Annotated in this window: 28 protein-coding genes; 12 read left to right on the forward strand and 16 right to left on the reverse strand. The window is 74.9% G+C overall.

Annotation, left to right across the window (positions count from 1 at the left end):
- Nucleotides 1-72 precede the first annotated feature (72 nt).
- The 8 genes from ANAE109_RS05805 to ANAE109_RS26055 all read left to right on the forward strand — a co-directional run bounded on the left by ANAE109_RS05805 (nt 73) and on the right by ANAE109_RS26055 (nt 6,982).
- The gene (locus ANAE109_RS05805; protein ID WP_234945251.1) at nt 73-471 is read left to right on the forward strand and encodes a DUF503 domain-containing protein; all 399 of its coding nucleotides are present in this window, start codon (nt 73-75) and stop codon (nt 469-471) included.
- Nucleotides 468-836, forward strand: coding sequence for a 30S ribosome-binding factor RbfA (gene rbfA / locus ANAE109_RS05810; protein WP_011985457.1), 369 nt, complete (start codon nt 468-470; stop codon nt 834-836). Before ANAE109_RS05805 ends, rbfA begins: the two co-directional genes overlap by 4 nt.
- Nucleotides 833-1,780 carry a tRNA pseudouridine(55) synthase TruB gene (gene truB / locus ANAE109_RS05815; protein ID WP_011985458.1) on the forward strand — a complete coding sequence of 316 codons (948 nt, stop codon included), beginning with the start codon at nt 833-835 and terminating at the stop codon, nt 1,778-1,780. The genes rbfA and truB overlap by 4 nt, the downstream gene beginning before the upstream one ends.
- Before the next feature lie 112 nt (nt 1,781-1,892).
- A complete protein-coding gene (rpsO, locus tag ANAE109_RS05820; protein ID WP_011985459.1) occupies nt 1,893-2,162 on the forward strand; it encodes a 30S ribosomal protein S15 in 270 nt (89 codons plus the stop codon).
- 263 nt (nt 2,163-2,425) lie between these two features.
- Complete coding sequence (gene pnp / locus ANAE109_RS05825) at nt 2,426-4,594, forward strand: polyribonucleotide nucleotidyltransferase (protein WP_011985460.1); 2,169 nt, start codon at nt 2,426-2,428, stop codon at nt 4,592-4,594.
- A gap of 60 nt (nt 4,595-4,654) precedes the next feature.
- Entirely contained in the window at nt 4,655-5,098 is a 444-nt protein-coding gene (gene dut / locus ANAE109_RS05830; protein ID WP_011985461.1) for a dUTP diphosphatase, read from the forward strand.
- A gap of 15 nt (nt 5,099-5,113) precedes the next feature.
- A complete protein-coding gene (purB, locus tag ANAE109_RS05835; RefSeq protein WP_011985462.1) occupies nt 5,114-6,433 on the forward strand; it encodes an adenylosuccinate lyase in 1,320 nt (439 codons plus the stop codon).
- Nucleotides 6,434-6,442: 9 nt separating this feature from the next.
- On the forward strand, nt 6,443-6,982 hold the full coding sequence (locus tag ANAE109_RS26055; protein WP_011985463.1) for a hypothetical protein: 540 nt from the start codon (nt 6,443-6,445) through the stop codon (nt 6,980-6,982).
- On the opposite strand, the gene ANAE109_RS05845 is transcribed toward ANAE109_RS26055, so the two are convergent.
- Nucleotides 6,970-7,758 carry an alpha/beta fold hydrolase gene (locus tag ANAE109_RS05845; RefSeq protein ID WP_011985464.1) on the reverse strand — a complete coding sequence of 263 codons (789 nt, stop codon included), beginning with the start codon at nt 7,756-7,758 and terminating at the stop codon, nt 6,970-6,972. The two genes, ANAE109_RS26055 and ANAE109_RS05845, sit on opposite strands and share 13 nt — an antisense overlap.
- Nucleotides 7,759-7,770: 12 nt before the next feature.
- Nucleotides 7,771-8,733: a phosphoribosylaminoimidazolesuccinocarboxamide synthase gene (locus ANAE109_RS05850; protein ID WP_011985465.1), complete on the reverse strand. Its 963-nt coding sequence runs from the start codon at nt 8,731-8,733 to the stop codon at nt 7,771-7,773.
- 30 nt (nt 8,734-8,763) lie between these two features.
- Here ANAE109_RS05850 and ANAE109_RS05855 point away from each other — a divergent pair, with 30 nt between their 5' ends.
- Nucleotides 8,764-9,531 carry an RNA methyltransferase gene (locus tag ANAE109_RS05855; protein WP_041448148.1) on the forward strand — a complete coding sequence of 256 codons (768 nt, stop codon included), beginning with the start codon at nt 8,764-8,766 and terminating at the stop codon, nt 9,529-9,531.
- A 15-nt stretch (nt 9,532-9,546) separates the two neighbouring features.
- On the opposite strand, the gene ANAE109_RS05860 is transcribed toward ANAE109_RS05855, so the two are convergent.
- The 12 genes from ANAE109_RS05860 to ANAE109_RS05915 all read right to left on the reverse strand — a co-directional run bounded on the left by ANAE109_RS05860 (nt 9,547) and on the right by ANAE109_RS05915 (nt 19,044).
- Entirely contained in the window at nt 9,547-9,837 is a 291-nt protein-coding gene (locus tag ANAE109_RS05860) for a hypothetical protein (RefSeq protein ID WP_011985467.1), read from the reverse strand.
- 38 nt (nt 9,838-9,875) lie between these two features.
- Complete coding sequence (locus ANAE109_RS05865; protein ID WP_011985468.1) at nt 9,876-10,997, reverse strand: trypsin-like peptidase domain-containing protein; 1,122 nt, start codon at nt 10,995-10,997, stop codon at nt 9,876-9,878.
- Between the two features lie 121 nt (nt 10,998-11,118).
- Nucleotides 11,119-11,424 carry a hypothetical protein gene (locus ANAE109_RS05870; RefSeq protein WP_011985469.1) on the reverse strand — a complete coding sequence of 102 codons (306 nt, stop codon included), beginning with the start codon at nt 11,422-11,424 and terminating at the stop codon, nt 11,119-11,121.
- Between the two features lie 86 nt (nt 11,425-11,510).
- The gene (locus tag ANAE109_RS05875; protein ID WP_011985470.1) at nt 11,511-12,140 is read right to left on the reverse strand and encodes an HAD family hydrolase; all 630 of its coding nucleotides are present in this window, start codon (nt 12,138-12,140) and stop codon (nt 11,511-11,513) included.
- A complete protein-coding gene (locus tag ANAE109_RS05880; RefSeq protein WP_011985471.1) occupies nt 12,137-13,657 on the reverse strand; it encodes an OmpA family protein in 1,521 nt (506 codons plus the stop codon). The genes ANAE109_RS05875 and ANAE109_RS05880 overlap by 4 nt, the downstream gene beginning before the upstream one ends.
- Before the next feature lie 104 nt (nt 13,658-13,761).
- On the reverse strand, nt 13,762-14,706 hold the full coding sequence (locus ANAE109_RS05885; RefSeq protein WP_011985472.1) for an HD-GYP domain-containing protein: 945 nt from the start codon (nt 14,704-14,706) through the stop codon (nt 13,762-13,764).
- Nucleotides 14,703-15,062, reverse strand: a complete 360-nt coding sequence (locus tag ANAE109_RS05890) for a response regulator transcription factor (RefSeq protein ID WP_011985473.1) — start codon at nt 15,060-15,062, stop codon at nt 14,703-14,705. The genes ANAE109_RS05885 and ANAE109_RS05890 overlap by 4 nt, the downstream gene beginning before the upstream one ends.
- Before the next feature lie 28 nt (nt 15,063-15,090).
- Nucleotides 15,091-15,762 (reverse strand): molybdopterin converting factor subunit 1, encoded by a 672-nt coding sequence (gene moaD / locus ANAE109_RS05895; protein ID WP_011985474.1) that lies wholly within the window; start codon nt 15,760-15,762, stop codon nt 15,091-15,093.
- A gap of 19 nt (nt 15,763-15,781) precedes the next feature.
- Complete coding sequence (rseP, locus tag ANAE109_RS05900) at nt 15,782-16,825, reverse strand: RIP metalloprotease RseP (protein WP_011985475.1); 1,044 nt, start codon at nt 16,823-16,825, stop codon at nt 15,782-15,784.
- Entirely contained in the window at nt 16,822-17,376 is a 555-nt protein-coding gene (amrA, locus tag ANAE109_RS05905; RefSeq protein ID WP_011985476.1) for an AmmeMemoRadiSam system protein A, read from the reverse strand. Before amrA ends, rseP begins: the two co-directional genes overlap by 4 nt.
- Nucleotides 17,373-17,795 carry an NUDIX hydrolase gene (locus ANAE109_RS05910; RefSeq protein ID WP_011985477.1) on the reverse strand — a complete coding sequence of 141 codons (423 nt, stop codon included), beginning with the start codon at nt 17,793-17,795 and terminating at the stop codon, nt 17,373-17,375. The genes amrA and ANAE109_RS05910 overlap by 4 nt, the downstream gene beginning before the upstream one ends.
- A 55-nt stretch (nt 17,796-17,850) precedes the next feature.
- A complete protein-coding gene (locus ANAE109_RS05915; protein WP_011985478.1) occupies nt 17,851-19,044 on the reverse strand; it encodes a hypothetical protein in 1,194 nt (397 codons plus the stop codon).
- A 182-nt stretch (nt 19,045-19,226) separates the two neighbouring features.
- Between ANAE109_RS05915 and ANAE109_RS05920 the strand changes: the two genes are divergently transcribed.
- The 3 genes from ANAE109_RS05920 to ANAE109_RS05930 all read left to right on the forward strand — a co-directional run bounded on the left by ANAE109_RS05920 (nt 19,227) and on the right by ANAE109_RS05930 (nt 21,873).
- Complete coding sequence (locus ANAE109_RS05920; protein WP_011985479.1) at nt 19,227-19,490, forward strand: hypothetical protein; 264 nt, start codon at nt 19,227-19,229, stop codon at nt 19,488-19,490.
- A gap of 146 nt (nt 19,491-19,636) precedes the next feature.
- Nucleotides 19,637-20,179 (forward strand): carbonic anhydrase, encoded by a 543-nt coding sequence (locus tag ANAE109_RS05925; RefSeq protein WP_011985480.1) that lies wholly within the window; start codon nt 19,637-19,639, stop codon nt 20,177-20,179.
- Nucleotides 20,180-20,259: 80 nt separating this feature from the next.
- Nucleotides 20,260-21,873, forward strand: a complete 1,614-nt coding sequence (locus tag ANAE109_RS05930; RefSeq protein WP_011985481.1) for a phosphatidylserine/phosphatidylglycerophosphate/cardiolipin synthase family protein — start codon at nt 20,260-20,262, stop codon at nt 21,871-21,873.
- Nucleotides 21,874-22,050: 177 nt separating this feature from the next.
- Here the strand turns inward: ANAE109_RS05930 and ANAE109_RS05935 are convergent, their stop codons facing one another.
- Together ANAE109_RS05935 and ANAE109_RS05940 are read right to left on the reverse strand one after the other, a co-directional pair.
- On the reverse strand, nt 22,051-22,461 hold the full coding sequence (locus tag ANAE109_RS05935) for a VOC family protein (RefSeq protein WP_041448898.1): 411 nt from the start codon (nt 22,459-22,461) through the stop codon (nt 22,051-22,053).
- Nucleotides 22,462-22,492: 31 nt separating this feature from the next.
- Complete coding sequence (locus ANAE109_RS05940) at nt 22,493-24,427, reverse strand: M3 family oligoendopeptidase (protein WP_011985483.1); 1,935 nt, start codon at nt 24,425-24,427, stop codon at nt 22,493-22,495.
- Nucleotides 24,428-24,629: the final 202 nt, after the last annotated feature.

Here is a 24,629-nt window from a genome sequence, read left to right on the forward strand (position 1 = left end):
GGCGAGCCCCTTGGAGGCCGTTGGGTAAGCGGGCACTCGGCAGGCCGGAGGTCGGAAGCGATGTTCGTCGGAGTGCTCAGGCTGACCCTGCACCTCCCGGCGCCGGGGTCGCTGAAGTCGAAGCGCCACCTCGTGCGGTCGGCGATCGACCGGGTGAAGGCGAAGTTCAACGTGTCGATCGCCGAGGTCGGCGAGAACGACCTCTGGCAGCGGAGCGTCATCGGGGTCACCGCGGTCGGCAACGACCACGGCTTCGTCAACGAGACGCTCGACAAGGTCGCGGACTTCGTCGGCTCGATGCACGGGGGGCAGATCCAGCTCACCGGGCGCGATCTGGAGATCGTCTCCTACGGCGATCACCTGGGCGAGGACGGCGGCCGCACCCTCGCGGACGTGGAGGCGGAGCAGGCCGAGCAGGACGAGGGCTGGACCGAGGACGGCGGCGACGAGGACGAGGAGGAGACCCGATGAGCACCCACAGCCGTCCGGCCCGCGTCGCGGAGGAGTTCCGTCACGGGCTCGCGGACGTGATCGCCCGCGGCCTCAAGGACCCCCGGGTCACGGGCTTCATCACCGTGACCGGCGCCAAGATGTCGCCCGACCTGAAGGAGGTCACGGCGTACGTCTCGATCCACGCCGAGGACGCGGAGCGCGAGCGCACGCTCGAGGGGCTGAAGGCCGCCTCGACCTTCCTGCAGCGCGAGGTCGCGCGGAGCCTGCGGCTGCGGCACACCCCGCACCTGCGCTTCGTCTACGACGAGTCGGTCGCGCGCGGCGATCGCATCGAGCGGCTCCTCAAGGAGGCGCGCGAGAAGGACTCGCACGGCGAGTCGTGACGATCGCGGGCGTCCTCGTCGTCGACAAGCCGGCCGGGCCGACCAGCTTCGACGTCGTGCAGCGGGTCCGGCGGATCCTGCGCGCGCCGCGGGCCGGCCACGCCGGCACGCTCGATCCCGCCGCCACCGGGGTCCTCGCGATCTGCGTCGGGGACGCCGTGAAGCTCCAGCAGTACCTCTCCGACGCGGACAAGGCCTACGAGGCGACGGTCGCCTTCGGCGCCGCCACGGACACCGAGGACGCCGAGGGGCGCGTCGTCGAGCGCGGCGATCCCTCGCGGCTCACCGCCGAGGAGCTCCGCGCCGTGCTCCCGCGGTTCCGCGGCGACATCTCCCAGGTCCCGCCCATGTACTCCGCGGTGCGGGTCGGCGGCCGCCGCCTGCACGAGGCCGCCCGCGCGGGCGAGTCGGTCGAGCGCGCGCCGCGCCAGGTGCGGGTGGACGCGCTGGAGCTCCTGGAGCTCCTCCCCCTCGAACCGCCCCAGGATCGCGTCGAGGCAGCGCCCGTGCGCCTCGCCCGGTTCACGGTGCGCTGCGGGAAGGGCACCTACGTGCGCACGCTCGCGGCGGACCTCGGCCGCGCGCTCGGGGTCCCCGCCCACCTCGCCGCCCTGCGCCGGACCGAGGCGAGCGGCTTCCGCGCGGAGGAGGCCGTGACGCTCGAGGAGGCAGAGCGGCTCGGGCGGGAGGCGCTCCTCGCCCGCCTCGTCCCCCTCGGAGACGCGCTGAGGACGTTCCCGGTCCTCGAGGTCTCGTGGGCGGAGGCGCGGGACCTCGCCCACGGGCGCGCCCTGCGGCGCGAGCTGGCGCCCGGTAAGGCGGCGGCGCGGGCGCCCGACGGGCGGCTCGTGGCCGTCTGCGCTGCGGGCGACCGGGGGCTTTGCCCCGAACGCGTCCTGCTCGGGCCGGGAGACCTGGGCCGGGCCGGCGCCGAGGAACGTTGACTCGCCCGGACGGATGGCTTAAGACCCCGCTTTCACACGAACGCCCACTGTGGCCCGAGGCGCGCGCCTTCGCCCTCGCCGCGGTGGACGGTACCCGAGAAAGGAAGTCCTTATGGCGCTGGTGCAGGAGCGGAAGCAGGAGCTGGTGACGAAGTACAAGCGGCACGAGAAGGACACCGGCTCGCCCGAGGTGCAGGTGGCCCTGCTGACGGAGCGGATCGCCTACCTCACGGAGCACTTCAAGACGCACAAGAAGGATCACCACAGCCGCCGCGGCCTGCTGAAGCTGGTCGGCCAGCGCCGGCGCCTGCTCGACTACCTCCGCTCGATCGACCAGGGGCGCTACAAGACCCTGATCGATCAGCTCGGCATCCGGAAGTAGGCGGTGGGACGAAGCGCCTCGGCAAACGCCGGGGCGCTCGCGCTTCCGGCGTTCGGAGGCGCGAACGAAGGCAACGCGCCCGCACGGGCCGGGGCCGCGACGAGAGCGCGAGGTCGCTTCCGTTTCCGACTGGACCGTCCCTCCACCGAGGGGTGGCCGAGTGAGGAACAGAGGCACCTCCCGAACCCGGCGGCGGCAGCGGCGCGCGCGGGACAACGCGGCGAGGGACGCCAGCGGCGTCCCCGCCCGCAAGGAAGGTGCACATGACCCCGATCCAGAAGACCGCTCGCGTCGGCGCGCAGGAGATCCTGCTCGAGACCGGCAAGGTCGCGAAGCAGGCTCACGGCTCCGTGTGGGTGCGGATGGGCGACTCGATCGTGCTCGTCACGGTCGTCTCGGCCGCCGAGAAGAAGGAAGGCATCGACTTCTTCCCGCTCACCGTCGACTACCAGGAGAAGCTCTTCGCGGCGGGCCGCGTCCCCGGCAGCTTCTTCCGCCGCGAGGGCCGGCCGACGGAGAAGGAGACCCTGACCTCCCGCATCGTCGACCGCTCCTGCCGGCCGCTGTTCGCCGAGGGCTACCCGAACGAGACGCAGATCATCGCGACCGTCATCTCCTTCGACCAGGAGAACGACACGGACGTCCTCGCGCTCACCGGCGCGTCGGCCGCGCTGCACCTCTCGGACATCCCCTTCAACGGCCCCATCGCCGGCGTGCGCGTCGGCCGCGTGAACGGCCAGTTCGTCGCGAACCCCACGCTCGCGCAGCGCGCCGAGGCCGATCTGGACGTCATCATGGCGGCCTCGCGCGACGCCATCGTGATGGTGGAGGGCGGTGCGAAGGAGGTGTCCGAGCAGGTGATGGTGGACGCGCTCCTCTTCGGCCAGGCGGCGGTGAGGGAGCTGCTCGACGCCCAGGACGCGCTCCGCAAGGCGACCGGCGACAAGCCGCGGCGCGCCTTCGACCCGCCCAAGAACGACGTCGCGCTCCGCGAGAAGGTGAAGGCGCTCACCTGGGAGAAGGTGAAGGAGGCCTACGCCCGCAACGAGAAGCACGACCGCTACGGCCGGCTCTCCGAGATCAAGAAGGAGCTCCTCCAGGCCCTGAAGGAGGAGGCCGCCGGCGACGCCCAGAAGCTCGCCGCGATCGCGCTCCGCGAGAAGGAGATCAAGGGCTACTACGAGGACGTGAAGTACGAGTACATGCGGAAGATGATCACCGACGAGCGCCGTCGCATCGGCGGCCGCGGTGAGGCCGACATCCGCAAGATCACGAGCGAGGTGGGGCTCCTCCCGCGCGTGCACGGCTCGTCGCTCTTCACGCGCGGCGAGACGCAGGCGCTCGTCGCGACCACCCTCGGCACCGCCGAGGACGAGCAGCGCGTCGAGATGCTCACCGGCATGGTGTTCAAGCGGTTCATGCTGCACTACAACTTCCCGCCGTTCTCCGTCGGCGAGGTGAAGTTCCTCCGCTCGCCGGGCCGCCGCGAGATCGGCCACGGCGCCCTCGCCGAGCGCGCGCTGCGCCAGGTGATGCCGCCCGAGGACAAGTTCCCGTACACGGTCCGCATCGTCTCCGACATCATGGAGTCGAACGGCTCGTCCTCGATGGCGTCGGTGTGCGGCGGCTGCCTGTCGCTCATGGACGCGGGCGTGCCCATCAAGGCGCCGGTCGCCGGCATCGCGATGGGGCTCATCAAGGAGGGCGAGAAGATCGCCATCCTCTCCGACATCCTCGGCGACGAGGATCACCTCGGGGACATGGACTTCAAGGTCTGCGGCACCGCCGAGGGCATCACGTCGATCCAGATGGACATCAAGATCGGCGGCGTGACCCGCGAGATCCTCGAGCGCGCGCTGGCGCAGGCGGCCGACGGGCGCAAGCACATCCTCGGCGAGATGGCCAAGGCGATCGCGACGCCGCGCGAGTCGATCAGCGCCTACGCGCCGCGCATCACGACCATCAAGATCCGGCCGGAGCGCATCAAGGACATCATCGGCCCCGGCGGCAAGACCATCAAGGACATCACCGCCCGCACCGGCACCTCGATCAACATCGAGGACGACGGCTCGGTGTCGATCGCGAGCCCGAGCCAGGACAAGGTCGAGGCGGCGATCAAGATGATCCGCTCCCTCACGCAGGAGGCGGAGATCGGGAAGACCTACCTCGGCACGGTCCGCAAGATCGCCGAGTTCGGCGCCTTCGTGGAGCTGTTCCCCGGCACCGACGGCCTCATCCACATCTCCGAGCTCTCGGACAAGCGGGTGAAGAGCGTCTCCGACGTCCTCTCCGAGGGCGAGGAGGTGCTCGTGAAGGTCATCTCCGTCGACCGGGCGGGCAAGATCCGGCTCTCTCGCAAGGAGGCGCTCGCGGAGGCCGCCGGCAAGAAGCCGGAGGGCGCCGCCGAGACGAAGGGCGAGCCCGCGAAGTAGATCGCACCTGAGCCGCGCGCCGGGGCCCCCCGCGGCCCCGCGCCCGCGGGGGAGAAGCCGATGCCGGTGACGGTGAAGGTCCGGCGCGTGGGCCAGCGCGGCCCGCCGCTCGAGCTGCCCCGCTACGAGACCGACGGCGCGGCGGGGCTCGACCTGCGCGCCGACGAGCCGGTGACGCTCGCCCCGGGCGAGCGCCGGCTCGTCCCGACCGGCCTCGCCCTGGAGATCCCGCCCGGCCACGAGGGTCAGGTGCGCCCGCGCTCCGGCCTCGCCGTGCGACACGGGGTGGGGATGGTGAACGCGCCGGGCACGATCGACAGCGACTACCGCGGCGAGGTGGGCGTCGTGCTCGTGAACCACGGGCAGGAGCCCGTGACCTTCGCGCGCGGCGACCGCATCGCCCAGCTCGTCATCGGGCCCGTCGTGCGGGCCGAGCTCGCGCTCGTCGAGGATCTCGCGAGCAGCGGGCGCGGCGGCGGCGGGTTCGGCTCGACCGGACGTTGAACCGGAGGTGACCTCGTGATCCCGCGCTACACCCGGCCCGAGATGGGCCGCATCTGGACCCCGGAGCGGCGCTACCGCATCTGGCTCGACGTCGAGCTCGCCGCCTGCGAGGCGATGGTCCGCCTGGGGGAGGTCCCCCCGGAGGACTTCGAGACGCTCCGCCGCGCGTTCGACGGCCACGAGTTCTCGGCGGCGGACGTGGCGCGCATCGAGGAGATCGAGCGCACCGTCAAGCACGACGTCATCGCCTTCCTCACCTTCGTGGAGGAGAAGGGCGGCCCCGCCGCGCGCCACCTGCACAAGGGGATGACCTCCTCCGACGTGCTCGACACCACGCTCGCGGTGCAGCTGGCCGAGGCCACGGCGCTGCTCCTCGGCGGCGTGGACCGCGTCATGGCGGCGGTGAAGAAGCGCGCCCACGAGCACGCGCGGACGCCGATGATGGGCCGCAGCCACGGCATCCACGCGGAGCCCATCACCTTCGGGCTGAAGCTCGCCGGCTGGTACGACGCGTGGGCGCGGCGCCGCGAGGCGATCGCGCGCGCCGGGCGCACCGTGGCGGTCGGCAAGATCTCCGGGGCGGTCGGGACGTTCGCGAACGTCGATCCGCGCGTCGAGGCGTTCGTGATGGAGCGGCTCGCCCTCGCCGGCGGGGAGGGGGCGGCGACGCAGGTCGTCAACCGCGACCGCCACGCCGACTTCTTCGCCGCGCTCGCCGTCGCCGGCGGGACGCTCGAGCAGCACGCGACCGAGGTGCGCCACCTGCAGCGCACCGAGGTGCGCGAGGCGGAGGAGCCCTTCACCGCCGGCCAGAAGGGCTCGTCGGCGATGCCGCACAAGCGCAACCCCATCCTCTCCGAGAACCTCACCGGCCTCGCGCGCCTGCTCCGCTCCTACGCGCTCGCCGCGCTGGAGGACGTCGCGCTCTGGCACGAGCGCGACATCAGCCACTCCTCCGTGGAGCGGGTGATCGGCCCCGACGCCACCATCGCGCTGGACTTCGCGCTGCACCGCTTCGCCGGGATGATCGAGAACCTGCGCGTCTACCCGGAGCGGATGCTCGAGAACCTCGAGCGGACGGGCGGGCTGTACGAGGCGCAGCGCGTGCTCCTCGCGCTCGTGGGCAAGGGCGTGGCGCGGCAGGAGGGCTACGTCCACGTGCAGCGCAACGCGATGAAGGTCTGGGAGGAGAAGGTGGACTTCCGGACCGCGCTGAAGCGCGATCCCGACGTGAAGCGCGTCCTCTCCGACGAGGAGATCGACGCCTGCTTCGCGCTCGACTACCACCTGAAGCACGTGGACACGATCTTCCGCCGGGTGTTCGGCCCGGCGTAGGCCGCACGTATGGTGCGGGTCGAGCGGAGCCCCGGCGCGCTGACCCTGGTCTCGCGGCTCGCGCGGCCGCGGGCGCTCGGCGTGCTCGCGGTGGCGCTGCTCGCCGGCGCGGCCGCGCTGCGCGGCGCCGCGCCCCGCGCGGCGCTCGCCCTCTTGGCGGCGGCGCTCCTCCTGCTCGTCCTCGGCGGACGTCCCGTGCGCGCGACCTTCGCGCGGGGACGCGTCCGGATCCGGCCGGCGGTGCCCCTGGCGCGCGGCGGCGACCGGGCGCTGGCGGAGTTCGTCGCGGTCCGGCAGGAGACCATCGGCGAGGCGCGGGCCCGGCGCGCCGAGCGCCTCGCGAGCGGCTACAGCGCCCGGAGCGGCGGGGCGGCGGCCCCCAGCTGGCTCGTCCCGCGGCCGGCCCCCGGGACCAACGACCACCTCCGCCGCCTGGTCCTCGTCGCGCGCGAGGGCGAGCCCGTCGCGGTGACGGCGTGGGTGGCGCCGGAGGACGATCTCGAGCCGCTCCGCGGCGAGCTCGCCTCGCTGCTTCGTCAGGGAGGGTGAGGCCCGCGCCGGCGTCTCGACGCCGGGCTCGTGGCGCCCGCCGCCCCGCCGGTGCGCGCGACCGGGGGCCGCGCGGTCCGGGCGGCCAGCTCCTCGATGTGCGCGAGGCAGGCGTGCGGCGCCCGCTGCAGGATCATGTGCGGGGCGTCCACCCGCACGACCTCGGCGTCGGGGCGGAGCGTCAGGATCTCGTCGCCCACGTCGGCGCGGATGAGGCGATCGCGCGCGGGCGCGAGCACCAGCACCGGGACGGCGACCCGGCCCAGGTCGGCGCGCACGTCGGCGCGGAGCGCCTCGAGCGCGCGGTGCGCCATCACCTCCGGCGTGGCGGCCCCCACCGCCGCCTGGACCTCGCGCACCAGGGCGTCCGGCGCGTCCGGCCCCGCCATGAAGTGGCGCACGAGCGCGGCCGGCATCGGGAAGCCGAACAGGCGCGCGCCCACGAGGCCGCGGATCGGATGCAGGAGCGGGTGCAGCGGCCGGTGCAGGAAGGCGGCCGCGAGGACGAGCCCGGCGAGGCCGCGGGGGCGCTCCGCCGCGAGCCGGACGGCGAGCGGGCCCGAGAACGACTCCGCGACGAGGAGGAAGCGCCGGGACGGCAGCGCCGCGCGGACGTGGTCGAGCAGGGCGTCGTAGCCGAGCGGCTCTCCCGGCGGGAAGGAGACGATCTCGGGCGCGAGGTGCCGCGGCCGGGCCGCGAGGAGCGGCGCGAACAGCCGGCCGCTCCCGTCGATGCCGGGCAGCAGGATGGCCGGGGTGGGCGCGCCGCCGGGCATGCCCGCGACGGTCTAGCCGAGGTAGCCCTTCGCCGCGAGGTTGCGCCGGATCCGGTCCTCGACCGAGCCGACCTCCGACGCGAAGGTCTCGCCGGTGAGCCGCTCGAAGACCTCGATGTACTTGCGCGCGAGCATCACCCGCACGTCGTCGGAGAGGGGAGGCGGCGCGCCGTGGCCGGAGAACCCGTGCTCCTTGATGAGCCACTGCCGGATGTTCTCCTTGTCGAGCATCTCCTGCTCGGCGCCGCGCGCGAAGCGGTCCTCGTAGCCGTCCGCGACCCAGTAGCGGGAGCTGTCCGGCGTGTGGATCTCGTCGATGACCACGAGCTTCCCGTCCACCACCCCCATCTCGTACTTCGTGTCCACGAGGATGAGGCCGCGGCTGAGCGCCCACTCCTGGCCGCGGGCGAAGAGCCGCTCCGCGACCGCGGTCGCCTCCCGCCACAGCTCGGGCGCGACGAGGCCCTGGGAGAGGAGCTCCTGCTCGCTGATGGGCTCGTCGTGCTTGCCGTACTCCGCCTTGGTGGAGGGCGTGATGATGGGGCGGTCGAAGCGCTGGTCCTTGCGGAGCCCCTTCGGCCACTCGATCCCGTACGCGCCCGCCTTGCCCGCCTGGTAGTCCCGCCAGAGCGAGCCCGTGATGTAGCCCCGGATCACGATCTCGATGGGCAGCGGCTTCGCCCGCTTCACCACCATCACGCTGGGGTCCGGCAGATCCACGACGTGCGTGGGGGCGACGTCCTTCACCTTCTCGAACCAGAAGGCGGTCAGGCGGGAGAGCACCTCTCCCTTGAAGGGGATGGTGCCGAGGACGTGGTCGAAGGCCGAGACCCGATCGGTCGTCACCATCACGATCCGGTCGCCGCGGCTGTAGTTGTCGCGGACCTTGCCGCGGTACAGCTCACCGAGCGAAGGCAAGTCGAGCTGGCGGAGCGTGTGGGGGAGCTGCGCGCGGAGCTTGTCGTCCGGGATCATGGGCGGGGATGTTATACGTGCCGCCCTCACATGGAACCGGGAAAAGTACGGATCGTCCTTCACCGCCCGCAGAGCGCAGACAACGTCGGCGCGGTCGCCCGGGCCATGAAGAACTTCGGCCTGTCCCGGCTCGCCATCGTGGCGCCTCCCTCCTGGGCGGGGCCGCCCCGGAGCGGGGGGCCAGGGACCGCCCAGGAGGACGTCCTCGCGCGTGCCCGCCGGCTCGCGCGCCGGGCCTCGGACGTCCTCGAGGGGGCCGAGATCCACGCCGACCTGAGGGGCGCGCTCGGCCCCGCCGTCTGGGTCTGCGGCACGACCTCGCGGGAGGTGGAGGGGCGGCCGCGGCTCGATCCCGGGGAGCTCGCGGAGGAGGTCCTGCGGCGCAGCGCGCACGGGGAGGTGGCGGTGGTGTTCGGGCAGGAGCGGCGCGGGCTCTCCGACGCGGAGCTCGAGCTCTGCCAGGCGGTGTGCTCCATCCCCACCGCGCCCGCCTACGACTCGATGAACCTGGCGCAGTCGGTGGCGGTGCTCGCCTACGAGATCGGGCGCCCGCGGCAGGTCCGCGCGCCGGCGCCCGCGGCGGCGGAGCCCGCCCGGCACGCGACGCTGGAGGCGCTGTGGGAACGGCTGCAGGCGCTCCTCGGCGAGGCGGGCTACCTGAACCCGCAGAACCCGGAGCACATCCTCGCGGACCTGCGCCGCCTGCTCGCGCGCGCGGAGCCCACGCAGCGCGAGGTCGAGCTCGTCCTCGCCGCGGTGCGCGCGCTCGAGCGGAAGCTGCGCGAGCGCGCGGGGTGAGCGCGGCCGGCGGAGCTAGGCCGCCGACGCGGCCGCGGCCTGGTTCTTCTTGCGGCTCTTCTTCCAGGCCTCGAAGTGCTCCTGGCAGAGGCCGTGCTCGACGACCTTCTTCTTGCAGCCTTCCTTCGAGCACACGTCGTAGCGGCCCGGGCGGCCCTCGAGCTCGTCGCGGCGCCACTTCTTGAAGTGGAAGAAGCAGAGGCCCTTGGCGCGGTAGGGGCGCTTGCAGCCCTGCACGGTGCAGGTCTTGTTGCCGCCGCCCTTCGCGCGAGGGGCGGCCTTCTTCTTGGTGGTCGTCTCGGCCATGGAGCGCGCTAGATACCCGACCCGCGGTCGGATGGCAACTAGCGTCCCTCGTCCACCGCGGCGCGGGCCTGGGCCGCCCGGCGCTCCTCCTGGGCCGGGACCTCGGCGAGTGACACCCGCAGCGAGCGCTCGGGCCCTTCCCCGCGCCGGGTCTTCAGCTCGACCTCGCGCCCCACCCCCGCGGTGGAGACGTACCAGCGCAGTCGCGATGGGGTGCGGATCTCGTGGCCCTGGAACCCGGTGATCACGTCGCCGACCTTCACCCCGGCGGTCGCGGCCGGCCCCCCCGCGGCGACCTCCGTCACGACCACCCCGGCGGCCGGGGCCTCCTCGCCCCTTGTCCGCTCGCGCACCGCGACGCCGAGCCAGCTCCTCACCACGCGGCCGCGGTCGCGGAGCTGCCCCACGATCTCCTTCGCCATGTTGATCGGTACGGCGAAGCCGATGCCCTGGCCCGTCGCGTTCACCGCGGTGGCGATGCCGATGACCTCCCCGCGGAGGTTCACGACGGGCCCTCCGGAGTTGCCCGGGTTGATCGAGGCGTCGGTCTGGATGAAGTCGTACGTCCCCGGGCGACCGAGCGGGGCGATGTCGGTGCGCCCGGTGTGGCTCACGATCCCGAGCGTCACGGTGTGGTCGAGCCCGAAGGGGCTGCCCACCACGAGCACCCACTCGGCGACCACCACGCGGTCGGAGTCGCCGAGCGGCACGACCGGGAGCGGCCGCTTCACGTCCACCTTGAGGAGCGCGACGTCCGACTCCGCGTCGGCTCCGACGACGCGCGCCTTGATCCGCGGCCCGTCGTTCCCGAGGTCGACCTCGATCACCTCCGCGCCCTCGACCACGTGGGCGTTCGTGAGCACCCACCCGTCGCGGTGGATCACGAACCCCGAGCCGATCCCCTTGCGCGGACCCTCGTTCAGCTTCTCGAACAGCTCGCGGAGCTGCTCGTCGCTCGCGCCCGGGGGTGGCGCTTGCGTCGTGACCACCCCGACCACGGCGGGGATCACCGACTCCGCGAGCCTCGACAGCTCCGGCAGCCCCTGCACGCTCGGGGGCGGCGCCGGAGGGGCCTTCGCCTCCGTGTACAGCAGACGCGGCGCGTCGCCCGGTGCCGCCGCCATCCACGCCGCCGCCAAGAGCGCCGCCCACCCCGACATGTGCACCTCCGCCCCCCGACCGCGGGCTCCCCGGCACAAGGTGGGGACCGCGCTGGAGGCGGCGCAAGGAGGCGAAGCTGGGGGGCGCCCCGGCGGTCGTCGCGGGCCCGGGGGCCCGGCGCTACCGGTGCGTCGCGAGCTCGTCGGTGAGGACGCGATCGAGGGCGCGGCGGTCGGAGTCGGTGTGACCCTCGGTGGGCCGGGTGCGCGACCCTCCCGGCGCGCCGCGAGCCTGCGAGCGGGCGGTCGGCCGCCGCGGAGGCGCGTCGTCGCCGGCGAGCTCCTTCCAGCCGCGCTCCAGGAACGACGGGAGGCTGCCGGCGCGCTCCCAGCGCGCCGCCAGCGTGCGGCCGCCGACGGGGACCCACAGCCACAGCGCCGCGAGCACGGCGCCGGCGAGGACGAGCTTCGCGAGCAGGCGGAGCATGGGCACCGGGTAGCACGCTGACCGCGCGCGAGCGAGTTTTCGCCGGCGCCCGGGCGGGCCTGGCGGGGTCGCGGCGCCGCCGGCGGCTAGCGCAGGTACGCGGCGAGCTCGCCCGCGTCGTCGACGAACACGGTGGCGCCCGCCGCGGCGAGCTCCGCGCGCGAGCCGAGGCCCCAGGTCACCGCCACGAGCGCGACACCCGCGGCGCGCGCCGTCGCGGCGTCGATGCGGCTGTCCCCCACGAAGAGCGTGTCCGAGGGGGCGGCGCCCACCCGCGCCATGAGCTCGAGCGTCCCGGCGGGATCGGGCTTGCGCGGCGCCTCGTCCCCTCCGACGACCGCCGCGAACCGCCCCGCGACGCCCAGGCCGGCGAGGATCTTGCGGGCGAGCGCCCCCGGCTTGTTCGTGTGGACGGCCAGCGCGCGGCCGGCGCCGGCGAGCGCGGCCTCCACGCCGGGGAAGAGCCGCGTGCGATCCAGGCAGTGCGCGTCGTAGTGCTCGCGCCACAGCGCGAGCGCCGGCTCGAGCAGCTCGTCCCGCGGGGCGACGGCGCGGGCGAGGAGCAGGCGCGCCCCCTCTCCCACGAACCCGCGGATCTCGTCGCGGCGGCGGGGCGGGAGCCCCAGCGCGGCGAGGGCGTGGTTCACCGAGGCGGCGAGGTCGTCCACCGAGTCGACGAGCGTGCCGTCGAGATCGAAGATGGCGAGCCGGCTCACCGCGCGTCCGCGCCGTCCACGATGGTGAACTCCACGCGGCGGTTCTTGGCGCGCCCGAGCGCGCTCGTGTTCGGCGCGATCGGCCGCTCCTCGCCGTAGCCCGCCGGCACGAGCCGCCCGGGGACGATCCCCTTGCCCGCGAGGTAGCGCACGACCGTGCGGGCGCGGCGATCGGAGAGGTCCTTGTTGTAGGCGTTCGTGCCGACGTCGTCGGTGTGTCCCTCGACGCGCACGCGGCGAAGCTCGGGGTGCGCCGCGAGGATGCCGGAGATCGCGTCGAGCACCGGGAACGACTGCGAGCGCAGGGTGTCGCGGCCGGTGTCGAACTGGATCGCGTCCTTGAGCGAGAGCCGCTCCGTCTCGATCTCGACGAGCGGCTCCTCCTCGGCGACCGGGCAGCCGTCGCGCTGGGGAGGACCGGGTTCGGCCGGGCAGCGGTCCTGCGGGTCCGGGATCTCGTCGGCGTCCGAGTCGGGGCAGCCGTCGAGCTCGACCGGGCCTGGCACCTCGGGGCAGGCGTCCAGGCCGTCCGCCACGCCGTCGCGATCCCGGTCCGGCGCGCCGGACGGCTCGCCGGCGGGTCGCGCGCCGTCGAGGGCGAAGCGAACGCCACCGAAGACGCGCCACGACTCGCGGCCGAAGCCGGCCGCGCCGAGCCCCGTGCCGGCCCCGAGCTCGACCGCCAGCCGGTCGGAGAGGAACGCGCGGAGGCCGGTGCGGGCGGCGAGCGGCGCGCGGTGGCGATCGGTGGCGAGGTCGTTGCCGCGGGGCCATCCGCCGCCCACCTCGGCGATGGCGCGCCAGCGGCGCGCCGCGGCGAGCGGCGGCAGGTCCCACGATCCCCCGAGCGACCAGGTCAGCCCGTCGTTCACCACCAGCTGCGCGTACTGCCCGCGCTCGCGGAGCACGTAGCCGACCTGGGCGTCGAGCCGCGCCCGCCCGAAGGCGCGCGTCGCCACGACGCCGGGGACCGCCATCGGCCCCTCACCGGTGAACGCGGAGCGATCGCCCGTGGGCGCGCGCAGATCGAGGAGCGCGGCGAGCCCGACGCCGTAGGGCGCGCGCGCGGCCTCGAGCAGGGGGAGCTTCGCGACCAGGCGGACGTCGCCGAGCGCGGTGCGCGCCACCGGCGCGACCAGCGGCCCGACCACGCCCCGGCTCTCGAGGAGCGACAGGTCCGAGCGCTGGTAGAGCGCGACGGGCAGGTCGAGGCCGAGCTCGAGGCGCCCGAGCGAGGCCGCGGCGAGGAGGTGCGCGGAGAGCCGCGAGGCGAGGGCGTCCTCGCGCGAGTCGCCGAGGCGCAGCGAGAGCAGCCCCTCCGTCCAGTCGAGGAGGAGCGCGGCGCCGATCCGGCCGCGCGGCGCGGCGGCGGCGGTCTCGAGGGTGAACCCACCGTCGAGCGAGAGCGCGGGCCGCGTCGGGTCCGGATCGAAGCCGCGCGCGGTCGGGTCCTCCGCCGCGACGCCGACGGCGGCGACGAGCGCGGCGAGCGCCAGGGCGAGTCGGACGGTCTGCATCCCGCGAGCTTAGGCGAACGGCGGGAGGAGGCAAGCGGTCGGCCGCGCACATCGACCCACGCCCGGGCGCGGGTGAGCGTCAGGCGGCAGAGCCGGGGTGGGCGTCAGGCTGCGGAGGACTCGCCGCTCGCCGCGGCGCGCCGGCCCAGCACCGCGAGCAGCGCGTCGTGGACCGCCGGGTCGATCTGCGTCCCGCGCAGCTCGGCGAGGAGGGGCAGCGCGTCGCCCGTCGCGAGGGCCGGCTGGTACGGGCGGTTGGAGGTGCAGGCGTCCCAGGTGTCGGCGGCGTTCACGATCCGCGCGACGAGCGGGATCTCCTCGCCGCGCAGCCGGTCGGGGTATCCGTCGCCGTCCCAGCGCTCGTGGTGGCCGCGGATGGCAGGGACCGCCGCGCGCAGGAACTCCACGCCGGCGACGATCTCCGCGCCGGCCGCGGGGTGGGCGTGGACGAGCTCGCGCTCCTCCGGGGTGAGGGCGGCGCGCTTGGAGAGGATCGCGTCCGGCACGCCGATCTTGCCGATGTCGTGCAGGATCCCCCCGTACACGAGCGCGGCGATCGTCTCCCTCGGCTGCCCGAGCTCGCGCCCGATCTCGACGGCGAGCTCCGCGACGCGCTCGGAGTGGCCGCGCGTGTACGGGTCCTTGGCGTCGATGGCCGAGGCGAGGCTCCGCAGCGTGTCGAGGTAGCCCGCCTCGAGGTCGTGGATGAGGCGGCGGTTCTCGCCGTCGTAGCGCGCGAGCTCGCGCGACATGTGGTTGAAGGTGTAGGCGAGATCGCCGAGCTCGTCGCCTGCGCGGACGCGCACCTCGCTGCCGAAGCGGCCGCGGGCGATCTCGAGCGCGCCGCGGACGCACTCGCCGAGCGGGCCCGTGACGCGCCGCGCGACCAGGACGGAGAGCGCCGTCGAGACCACGAAGGAGGCGGCGGCGACGGCGACGCTCGCGGCGTCGAGGCGCGCGTGGCCGCGGGCCAGCAGCCCCACGACCAGCGCCGTCGGGCCGGCGCTGGCGCACACCACGAGGAGCAGGAGCGTCCGCTGCAGCCTCACCGCGGCTCCGAGGCGCGCGCGAGCGCCCGCGCGAGGGCCCTCCGCGAGACCGGCTTCTCGAGCACCACGGCCACCTCCTCGGCGCCCTCCAGCGCGCGCACGCTGCCGTCGGTGATGGCGGTGAGCAGCACCGCCGGCGCGGCGACGCCCGCGGCGCGCATGGCGCGCAGGGCATCGAGGCCGGAGAGGCGCGGCATGAGCAGGTCGAGCACGAGCACGTCCGGGCGCTCGCGGGCGGAGAGCGCCACGGCCTCCGCGCCGTCCTGCGCGGCGACCACGCCGTGGCCCAGCTCGGCGAGGAGGTCGGAGACGATCGCCCGGATGAGCGCGTCGTCGTCGGCGAGGAGCACCTTCACGGGCGGGGGAGGATAGCACGGGGCCGCGTCACGGCCCGAGTCCCACCCACTCCGACCCGTCCTCGAACACCTCGCGCTTCCAGATGGGCACGTCCTGCTTCAGCCGCTCGATGCACGCCTCGCAGGCGCGGAAGGCCGGCGTGCGGTGCGCGGCGGCGCAGGCGATGACCACCGCCGCCTCGCCGGGCGCGAGCACGCCCACGCGGTGGACGATCGCCACCTCCACGCCGTGCGCGCGGGCGACCTCGGCGCCGATCTCGGCGAGCTTCCGCGCCGCCATCGGGCCGTAGGCCTCGTACTCGAGCCGGAGGACCCGCTTGCCGTGCGACTCGCCGCGCACCGCGCCGGTGAAGGTGACGATCCCGCCGCGGCCCGGCGCGGACACCGCGTCCACCACCTCGGCGAGCGCGAGCGGCCGGTCCACCACCTGGAAGCGCGGGTCGCGCTCGGCGTCCGGCGCGCCGCCGGAGACGGGCGGCACGACGGCGACCTCGGCCCCGTCGCGCAGGGGCGCGTCGTCCGGGGCGAACTCCTGATCGACCGCGATGCGGCAGCGCGGCAGGATCCGGGTCAGCGCGGGGTGGGCTTCGGCGAGCGAGGCGCGCAGCTCCGCGACCGTCGCCGGGGCGCGCGCGAGCGTCTCGCGGGAGGTGCCGGCCGCCTCGCGCGCGCCGGCGAAGTAGAGGACGTGGATCGACATCGAGCGAGCTCCTGGCGCCTCACCGGCCGAAGAGCCGCGCGAGGTCGCCGAAGATGGTCACCGCGAGGATGAGGGCGACGAGCGCGACGAAGCCGGCGAGGTGGACGTAGTTCTCCACCTTCTCGTTCACCCTGCGCCGCGTGATCATCTCCCACGCGAGGAACACCAGCCGGCCGCCGTCGAGGGCCGGGATGGGCAGCAGGTTCAGGATCGCGAGGACGATGGAGATCGTCCACACGAGGGCGAGGAAGGGCTCGGCCCCCTGGCGCGCGCCGCGCACCAGCTCCTGGGCGATCCCGACCGGCCCCGAGAGCTCGGCGCGCTGCTTGCCGGAGAACATGCCGCCGAACGCCGCCAGCTGCGCCCCCGCGGCCGCGTTCGTGCGGTCGAGCCCCTCGACCAGCGCCGCGCCGGGCCCGCGGCGCACGACCTGCTGCGCCTGCGCGAACCCGACGCGCCCCACGCCGCCGTCGTCGCGGGGCGTGATGGGCAGCGAGAGCCGCTCGCCGCCGCGCTCGACCTCGAGCTGGATCCGCTCCCCCGGGTGGCGCTGCAGCTCCGCCACGAGCGCGCGGAACGAGTCCACCGGCGCGCCGGCGACGGTCAGGATCCGGTCGCCCGGCTGGAGCCCCGCCGCGGCGGCCGGCATGTCCGGGACGAGCGCGCCGACGCGCGGCGCGGGATCCGGCGCGCGCAGGCCGATGGTGGCGAGCAACGCCGCCGCGACCAGCACGGCGGTCACGTAGTTCATGGCCGGGCCGGCGAGGATGACGGCGAAGCGGCGCCAGGCGGCCTGGTTCGCGTAGGCGCGCCGGTCCGCCGGGTCCACGTCGTCGCCCGGCGACATGCCGGCGATGCGCACGTACCCTCCGAGCGGGAGGGCCGAGACGGCGAACTCCGTCTCGCCGCGCCGGAACGCCGCGACGACGGGGCCGAAGCCCACGCTGAAGCGCTCGACGCGCATGCCGAACGCGCGCGCCGCGAGGTAGTGCCCCGCCTCGTGCAGGACGATGAGGAGCGAGACCGCCAGCACCGCGGCCACGATGGCGAGGGCGGTGCTCACGGCTCTCCCCCCTCGCCGAACTCGTCGGCCTCGAACACCTCGACCTCCGTCTCCGCCTCCTGCCAGGCGCGCGCCGGCAGGCCGGCCTTGAGGCAGCAGCGCGACAGGAAGGTCTCCGCGTCCCAGCCCTGCTCGACGGCGACCTTCGGCAGGAGCGCGCCCCGGTGCCACCCGCGCCGCACGAGGATCCCGTGGGTCCCCACCTTCACGGCGCGCCGGTCGTCGAGGCGGTGCGGCGCCGCGAGGACCGAGACCGCGACGCGCAGGTCGGCGATCTCGTCGGCGCGGAGCGGCGGGAAGCGCGGGTCCTCCTTCGCGGCGCTCACCGCGATGCTCGCGACGGTGCGGGCGAGGGATCCGTCGGGCCGGAACGTGCCGACGCAGCCTCGCAGCGCGGCGCCCACGTGGAGGGTGACGAAGGCGCCCCGGGGCTCGGCGAGCGGGCCGGAGGAGGGGAGCGCCGGGGCCGGCGCGATCCCCAGGTGGCCGAGGATCGCGCCGCGCGCGATCCCGAGGAGCGCGGCGCGCTCGGTGGCGGAGAGAGTGGTCATGGGCGCCGGCGCGCTCCGGTGAGGAGGAACGTCCGCGCGTCCCTCAGGATCTCGGCGTGATCGAAGGCGAGCGGCGACGGGAGCGCGTCCCAGGTGAAGGCGCGGGCCTCGTCCGCGTCGTCCGCGCCCTGCGGCTCGCCGGAGGCTCGCCCCAGGAACACCGCGCTCGTGGTGTGGCGGCGGGGATCGCGGCGCGGGTCGGAGTAGACGTAGAGGAGGTCCTCGAGCCGGACGTCGAGGCCGGTCTCCTCGCGGGCCTCGCGGACGGCGGCCGCCTCGAGCGTCTCGCCCTCGTCGACGAAGCCGCCCGGCAGCGCCCACCCCGGCGGTGGGAACTTGCGGCGGACGAGGACGACGCGATCGCCGGGGAGGAGGACGACCACGTCCACCGTCGGCGAGGGGCTGCGGTGCTCCGGCATGGGCGAGACCTAGCGCGGCGGCGGGTGGAGGGTCAATGCGTCCCTGGGTGCCCGGTCAGCGCGGCGCGACGATGAGCGGCGGGGCGCCGGGCGGGGGCGGGCTCCCCGCGGCCGCAGCGGGCGGGGCGAGCGGGAACGCCTTCTCGACGAGGAGTCGCGCGAAGGGGATGCCGTGGGGCGCCGCTCCCGCGAGCAGGGCGCGCGCGGTCGCGGCCGCCGAGCGCGCGTGCGCGACGTCGCCGCGCGCCTCGAGGTGCTCCGCCACCGCGTGGAGCCGCGCCGCGTGGCGGCGCCGGTGCTCGTCGTCGAAGTAGCCGTCCACCGCGTCGGCCACGACGCGCGCCATCTGCTCGGCCCGCTGCCGGTCGTCGATGTACAGCGGCGACACGGAGACCTCGTCGAGCCGCGCAGCCACCGCGCGGAGGTACGCCTCGTCGGCGAGCCAGCCGCGGAAGAGCGGCAGGTCGTGGAGCTTGCCCGAGGCGGCCACCGCGTCGCGCTCCTCCTCCTCCGGCAGCGGCGCCGACCGCGCGGCGGGATCGGGGAGGGGCGCGGCGGGGCCGAGCTGCGCGAGCCAGAGGTCCGCGCCTTCGGGGACGCGCTGGCCGCTCGCGTCGTTCAGCGCTCGCGCGGCCACGACGAGCGAGCGCACCCGCTCGCGATCCACCTCCCCGACGCCCATGGCGGCCCCGCGCTCGACGAGCCCCTTCGCGAACGCCCGCCACTCCTTCCGGCCGAGCAGGCCCACCTGCAGCTCCACGAGGCCGCGCAGATCGGAGACGATCGCCTGCGCCACCTCGATCCCCTTCCCGGGCACGCTCCGCGCCAGCCACACGGCGCGCTCGCCTTGCCCGTCGATGGCCGATTCGTACGCGGGCAGCGCCGGCTCCGGGGGCGCCGCCCCCGTCGGCGCGGCGGGGCGCGGCAGGTCCGGCACCGCGACGCCGCGGGAGCGGAGGACGTGCAGGCCGCGCTTCGCCTCCTTCGCGATCTCCTTGCCGGAGTGGCCGGCGAGCGCCGCGAGCAGGTCGGTGCGCCCGGCGACGAGGGCGGCGCGGCACAGCGCCGCCGCGAGCGGGGCCGGCAGCGTCGCGACGTCCTCCGGCTTCGCGCGACCGAGGCCCAGCAGCAGCCGCGAGGCGCGCCCGGCCTCCTCGCGAGGCACGCCGGTGAGCGCCGCGATCTCCTGGCTCTCCACGTTCGGATCACGGAGCAGCTGGAGCAGCCGATCGATGTCGAGGTTCGTCATCCGGAGGCCAATCTAGCGGCCGATCGGGGCGCGATCCACCTCGCGGGCGAGCGGCCCGCGCACCGCCCCGACGAGCAGCCCCCCCGCGCCCGACCGCACGGTTGACACCACTCCCGCGCCGTCCGTACGCTGCGCGGGCCGCGGCCGTCCACGCGGTCCGCTCACCCATTGGAGGTTCACACATGATGAAGACCCTGCTCGCGGCGGTGGCCGCGCTGGCCCTCGTCGCGGCTCGCCCGGCGACCGCCTGCGACGGTGACTGCAAGAGCTGCCCGCACCACGCCCAGGCCGCGACCGGCGAGGCGAAGAAGGGCGACAAGGCCGACGCCGCCCACTCGTGCGCCTGCGCGAAGGAGGGCAAGGAGTGCAAGTGCGGCGAAAAGTGCCAGTGCCCGCACTGCGCCGCCCACAAGGGCGCCAAGAAGGCCGACGAGAAGAAGACCTAGTCGCTCGTCAGGCACCGGCGATCCGCGGCCGTCCCGGAGCCCGGGGCGGCCGTCGCGTTTCTCGGCAGGTCGAAAAGCGCCGGCCGGGATTGCCTTGCCGGGGCCGAGCCGCGTAGCTTGTTCGGCCGCCTCGCCCCGGAGCACACATGGCCCTCCTCGACGAGATCCTCGAAGCCAACCGCCGCGCCGAGAGCGACGTGCAGCCCGACCCGGGCTCGTACGTGGCCGCCCGGCACCTCTGCATCGTCACCTGCGTCGATCCGCGCCTCACGCACTTCTTCGGGAGCAAGCTCGGCGTCGAGCGCGGCCACGCGGTGGTGGTCCGGGTGCCCGGCGCGCACCTGCCGAAGGGCTCGGAGATGCTCCGCGCGCTCGCGGCCGCCATCTACGTGAACGACTGCCAGGAGGTGCTCGTCCTTCCGCACACCGACTGCGGCGTCGCCCGCGTCACCGAGGGCGAGCTGAAGCGGGTCATGAAGGCGCGCGGGGTCCTCGGCGAGGACATCCCGGAGGACGCTGCCGCGTTCTTCGGGCTCGTGAAGGACGCGCGCGAGGCCGCGCTCGAGAGCGTCGAGGCGATCCGCAGCGCGCCGTTCCTGCCCCGGCTGCCGGTTCACTGCGCGATGATGGACATCCGCAGCGGCGCGCTCTCGCTCGTCGAGCGAGGCTACGAGGCGGTGTATCGCTGACGATCGGGCTGCCGCCCTCCCTCCCGCTGCGGCCCGGTCGGGACCATGCATGGCGCGCTCGGAAAGAGAATGCTTGAGCGGTGCCGCGCGTCTCCCGCTCGCCCGCCGTCCCCGCCGCCCGCGTCCCCGGGGCTCCGGCGCCTCGCCGCCGCCCGGGCGGTGCGTCGCTGCGGCTGCTCGCCGAGCAGGCGTTCACGCGCGCGGCGGGCGCGCCGCTCGTTGGCGGGAACGCGGTGCGGCTGCTCAGGGACGCCGGGGAGAACTTCCCCGCCTGGCTCGAGGCCATCTCCGGCGCCCGGGAGAGCGTGCTCTTCGAGGCCTACATCTTCGCGGACGATCGGGTGGGCCGGGAGTTCGCCGCGCTCCTGGCCGAGAAGGCGCGCGCGGGCGTCCGCGTGCGCGTCCTCCAGGACTGGCTCGGCGGGCTGGGCGAGGCATCTCGAGGCTTCTGGCGCCGTCTCCAGGACGCGGGCGTCGAGGTGCGCACCTTCAACCCGCCGCGCGTGGACAGCCCGCTCGGATGGGTGGGCCGGGATCACCGCAAGAGCGTGGTGGTCGACGACCGGGTCGGGTTCGTGACGGGGCTCTGCGTCGCCGAGCGCTGGGCGGGGGATCCGGCGCGCGGCGTCGAGCCGTGGCGCGACACCGGGATGGAGGTGCGCGGGCCGGCGGTGGCGGACCTCGCGCGCGCGTTCGCCCAGGTCTGGGACGAGGCGGGGGCGCCGCTCCCGGAGGAGGAGCTGCCCGCTCCGGACCAGATCCCCGCGGCGGGCGAGGTCGCGCTGCGCGTGGTGGCGAGCGAGCCGGCGACGTCGGGGCTCTATCGGCTGGACCACCTCGTGGCGGCGATGGCGCGCCGCTCGCTCTGGATCACCGACGCGTACTTCGTCGGCACCGCCGCGTACGTCCAGGCGCTCCGCGCCGCCGCGCAGGACGCCGTGGACGTGCGCCTGCTCGTGCCGGGCGAGTCGGATCTGGGCCTCGTGAAGCGGCTGTCGGTCGCGGGCTACCGCCCGCTGCTCGAGGCGGGGGTCCGCATCTTCGAGTGGAACGGCGCCATGCTCCACGCGAAGACCGCGGTCGCGGACGGGCGCTGGGCGCGGGTCGGGTCGTCGAACCTGAACCTGTCCTCGTGGCTCGCCAACTGGGAGCTGGACGTCGCCATCGACGACGACGGGTTCGCGCGCCAGCTGGAGGCGGCCTACGAGGAGGACCTCGCGCGCGCGACGGAGATCGTGCTCGACGCGCGCCGGCGCGTCCAGCCCGTGCACCCCCTCCCGAAGCGGCCGCGCCCGCCGCCGCTCGCTCGCCGCCGCCGGCGGGAGGGCTCGGCCGTCGCGGCGGCCGGGGCGCTCCGCATCGGCAACGCCGTCGGCGCCGCGCTCGGTGGGTACCGCGTGCTCGGCCGCGCGGAGGCGCGCCTCCTCGCGATCGCCGCCGCGGTGCTCCTGGCGCTGGCGGTGGTCGGCGCGGCTTGGCCGCGCGTGGTGGCGATGCCGTTCGCCGTGCTCGCCGGTTGGCTCGGGATCTCCCTCGTCGCGCGGGCCTGGCGGCTGCGGCGGCAGGGCGGCGCCGGGACCGCGGTCGAGCGCTCCGGCGAGGCGGTGGCCGAGGCGCGGCGGGAGCTCGCCGGCGAGGGGGAGCCGAAGCCGCCGCGCGCCGGGCCTGGAGCGGAGCGCGGCGCGCGGGGGTAGGGTTGCCTCGTCGGTGAAGCGCGGCACGCCCTGGAGGTTCACGGCGACGCCGCCGACCACCACGAACGGGATGCCAGCCCCGGTCAGGGCCGCGAACACGTCGCGAATAGAACAGCCCGGCCACGGGCGGAGAATAGCAGCCGGCGGCCCAGCCTCGACGCCGGCCGGGGGCCTCGATCACCCGCTCGCGATCGCGTCGTAGCCTCGGCCGGTCATCTGGAGCAGGCAGAGCCCGTGCCCGAAGGGATCGGCGAGGAGCGAGAGGCGGCCCCAGGCGTGCGTCTGGACCTCGCCCTCCTGGGTCGCGCCGGCGGCGAGGGCGCGCGGGAGGGCGGCGTCGAGGTCGGGGACCACCACGTCGAGGTGGACCGGCGTCCAGTGGCGGGCGAAGTCGCGGACCTGCGCGGACCCAGGGTTCGCGCGCGTCCCCGGCTGCTTCACGAGGAGGTCCACGGGACAGGGGCCGCCCAGCAGCTCGACCCCGGCGGCCCCGAAGCGCCGTCCGGGCACGAGCCCGAGCGCGTCCGTGTAGAAGCGCACCGCGCGCTCCAGGTCGGGCACGTCGATGCAGATGCGGAGCTCGATCACCGCCACGATCTAGCGCGAGGCCACCGCGGGCTCACCGTGCCGCACGGGTCCGTCCGCCCCGCGCGAGGAGCGCCTCCATGTCGTCCATCACGCGGTTCATCTCCTCCATCGCCGCGGTGAACGGCGCGGAGGTGGTCATGTCCACGCCGGCGTCCTTCAGGAGGTCGATGGCGTAGCGCGAGCCGCCCGCGGCGAGCATCGCCAGGTAGCGGTCGCGCGCGGCGGTGCCGCCCGCCGTGGCCTCCTCGCGGAGGGTCTTCGCGAGCGACGTCGACGCGACGAGGCTGGTCGCGTACTGGAACACGTAGAAGTCGTAGTGGAAGAAGTGCGGCACCGAGGCCCACTCCACCCCGTACGCCGCGTCCACCCGGCAGATCCCCTGGTCGTGGCCGTAGTACTTGCGGACGAGGTCGAGGTAGAGCGCCGAGAGCGCCTCCCCGGAGAGCGCCTGCCCCTTCTCGGCCCGCTCGTGCGCGGCGAGCTCGAACTCCGCGAACATCGTCTGGCGGAAGAGGGTGGTGCGGAGCGTCTCCAGGTGGCGGCCGAGGAGGAACAGCCGCGTCGCGTCGTCCTTCGTCCGATCGAGGACGCGGTGGAGGAGCAGGTTCTCGTTCAGCGTGGAGGCGACCTCCGCCACGAAGGTCGGGTAGTCGTACTTCGCGAACGGCTGCGCCTTCGCCGCCAGGGCCGAGTGCATGGTGTGGCCGGCCTCGTGGGCGAGGGTCGAGACGTCCTCCCACTGGCCGTTGTAGTTGAGCAGCTGGTAGGGGTGGACCGCGTAGACGCCCATCGAGTACGCCCCGGAGCGCTTCCCGGGGCGCGGCAGGAAGTCGGTCCAGCGGTCGTCGAGCGCGGCCCGCAGGGCGTCGACGTAGGGCGCACCCAGCGGCGCGACCGCCTCCAGCGTGAGCGCGACGCCCTCGGCGGGCGTGTAGCGCTGGTCCACGTCCTTCACGAGCGGCGCGTACAGGTCCTCGTAGCGCAGCGCCTTCAGGCCGAGCATCCGCTGGCGCAGGGCGAGGTAGCGGTGGAGCGTGGGCAGGCTCCGGTTCACGTCGGCGAGGAGCTGGTGGTACACGGCCGGCGGCAGGTTGGCGCCGAAGAGCGAGGACTCGAGCGAGGACCGGAACCCGCGCACGTCCTTCTCGAAGCGGTGGGCCTTCACCTGCGCGTCGAGCGCCGCGCCGAGGGTCCGCTCGTAGGTCTTCACCGCGCCGAAGAACGCGCGGAACACCTTCTCGCGGTCGGCCGGCGACGCGGCGGTGCGTGCCCGCTGGTAGCCGGCGGGGTCGAGGCGGATCTGCTCCCCGGTCGAGAGCCTCACCGTGGGCCACGGGATGTCGGCGTTCGTGAGGACCCCGTGCACCGCCGGCGCCGCGCCGGCGAGCTCTCCCGCCTGGGCGACGATCCGCTCCTCCCGCGCCGTGAGGGTGTGCGGCTTCCAGCGGAGGAGGTCGGCGAGGAAGAAGTCGAAGGCCGCGAGGCGCGGCTCCTCCTTCTGGAAGGCCTGCACGCGCGCCCCCTCGACGGCGAGGACCTCCGGGCGGACGAACGACGTCGCCGCCTCCAGCTCGACGCCGAGCCGCTCCGCCTCCTGCCGCAGCTCGCGGGGGCGCGCGGCCTTGAGGTCGCCGTCGCTCCGCATCATGGCGTAGGCGAACAGCCGCTCGTGCTGCATGCGGAGCTCAGCGAGCTGGACGAGCGCGTCCGCCAGCGCCTTCCCGGAGGACGCCAGCTTGCCCTCGTGCCTCTCGCGGAACTCCGCCACGCGCTTCGCGAGCGCGGACTTGTGCTCGGTCCAGGCGGCGTCGGACGGGTAGAGCGGGGAGAGGTCCCAGCGGAGCGCCTCCGGATCGGCCGCGGACGGCTTCGAGGCCGGCGCGGGCTTCGACGGGCCCGTTCGAGCAGGGGCTGCCGAGGTGGAGACGGCGAAGGCGAGGCAGAGGAGGGCGACGAGGGTGCGCATTTCGCTCCTTTTGCAGCGGACGGGCCGGCAGCGCAAGGAGGCGGCGCGCCGGCGGATGTGACGGGGCAGCGCCGGCGATCTGCGGGACGTTCCCCGAGGGCCGAGGCGCGTCGAGAAGGGCGATGGGCGGTCCTTCGCCACGCGCCGTGATGCGGGGTGCGCTACCGGTTCAGGGTCACGATTCGTGATTCCCAAGCACGTC

It is taken from the genome of Anaeromyxobacter sp. Fw109-5, from assembly GCF_000017505.1.
Lineage (GTDB): Bacteria > Myxococcota > Myxococcia > Myxococcales > Anaeromyxobacteraceae > Anaeromyxobacter.

Bases quoted from the DNA above. Each gene is read 5' to 3' on its own strand.
- ANAE109_RS05850 (WP_011985465.1), bottom strand. From the start codon at position 8,733: ATGATCCCGGACGACAAGCTCCGCGCGCAGCTCCCCCACACGCTCCGC.
- ANAE109_RS05920 (WP_011985479.1), top strand. From the start codon at position 19,227: ATGATGAAGACCCTGCTCGCGGCGGTGGCCGCGCTGGCCCTCGTCGCG.
- ANAE109_RS05865 (WP_011985468.1), bottom strand. From the start codon at position 10,997: ATGTCGGGGTGGGCGGCGCTCTTGGCGGCGGCGTGGATGGCGGCGGCA.
- pnp (WP_011985460.1), top strand. From the start codon at position 2,426: ATGACCCCGATCCAGAAGACCGCTCGCGTCGGCGCGCAGGAGATCCTG.
- ANAE109_RS05915 (WP_011985478.1), bottom strand. From the start codon at position 19,044: ATGACGAACCTCGACATCGATCGGCTGCTCCAGCTGCTCCGTGATCCG.
- ANAE109_RS05880 (WP_011985471.1), bottom strand. From the start codon at position 13,657: ATGCAGACCGTCCGACTCGCCCTGGCGCTCGCCGCGCTCGTCGCCGCC.
- ANAE109_RS05910 (WP_011985477.1), bottom strand. From the start codon at position 17,795: ATGCCGGAGCACCGCAGCCCCTCGCCGACGGTGGACGTGGTCGTCCTC.
- ANAE109_RS26055 (WP_011985463.1), top strand. From the start codon at position 6,443: ATGGTGCGGGTCGAGCGGAGCCCCGGCGCGCTGACCCTGGTCTCGCGG.
- amrA (WP_011985476.1), bottom strand. From the start codon at position 17,376: ATGACCACTCTCTCCGCCACCGAGCGCGCCGCGCTCCTCGGGATCGCG.
- ANAE109_RS05860 (WP_011985467.1), bottom strand. From the start codon at position 9,837: ATGGCCGAGACGACCACCAAGAAGAAGGCCGCCCCTCGCGCGAAGGGC.
- ANAE109_RS05925 (WP_011985480.1), top strand. From the start codon at position 19,637: ATGGCCCTCCTCGACGAGATCCTCGAAGCCAACCGCCGCGCCGAGAGC.
- ANAE109_RS05855 (WP_041448148.1), top strand. From the start codon at position 8,764: ATGGAACCGGGAAAAGTACGGATCGTCCTTCACCGCCCGCAGAGCGCA.
- rbfA (WP_011985457.1), top strand. From the start codon at position 468: ATGAGCACCCACAGCCGTCCGGCCCGCGTCGCGGAGGAGTTCCGTCAC.
- dut (WP_011985461.1), top strand. From the start codon at position 4,655: ATGCCGGTGACGGTGAAGGTCCGGCGCGTGGGCCAGCGCGGCCCGCCG.
- ANAE109_RS05940 (WP_011985483.1), bottom strand. From the start codon at position 24,427: ATGCGCACCCTCGTCGCCCTCCTCTGCCTCGCCTTCGCCGTCTCCACC.
- ANAE109_RS05870 (WP_011985469.1), bottom strand. From the start codon at position 11,424: ATGCTCCGCCTGCTCGCGAAGCTCGTCCTCGCCGGCGCCGTGCTCGCG.
- moaD (WP_011985474.1), bottom strand. From the start codon at position 15,762: ATGTCGATCCACGTCCTCTACTTCGCCGGCGCGCGCGAGGCGGCCGGC.
- rpsO (WP_011985459.1), top strand. From the start codon at position 1,893: ATGGCGCTGGTGCAGGAGCGGAAGCAGGAGCTGGTGACGAAGTACAAG.
- ANAE109_RS05845 (WP_011985464.1), bottom strand. From the start codon at position 7,758: ATGCCCGGCGGCGCGCCCACCCCGGCCATCCTGCTGCCCGGCATCGAC.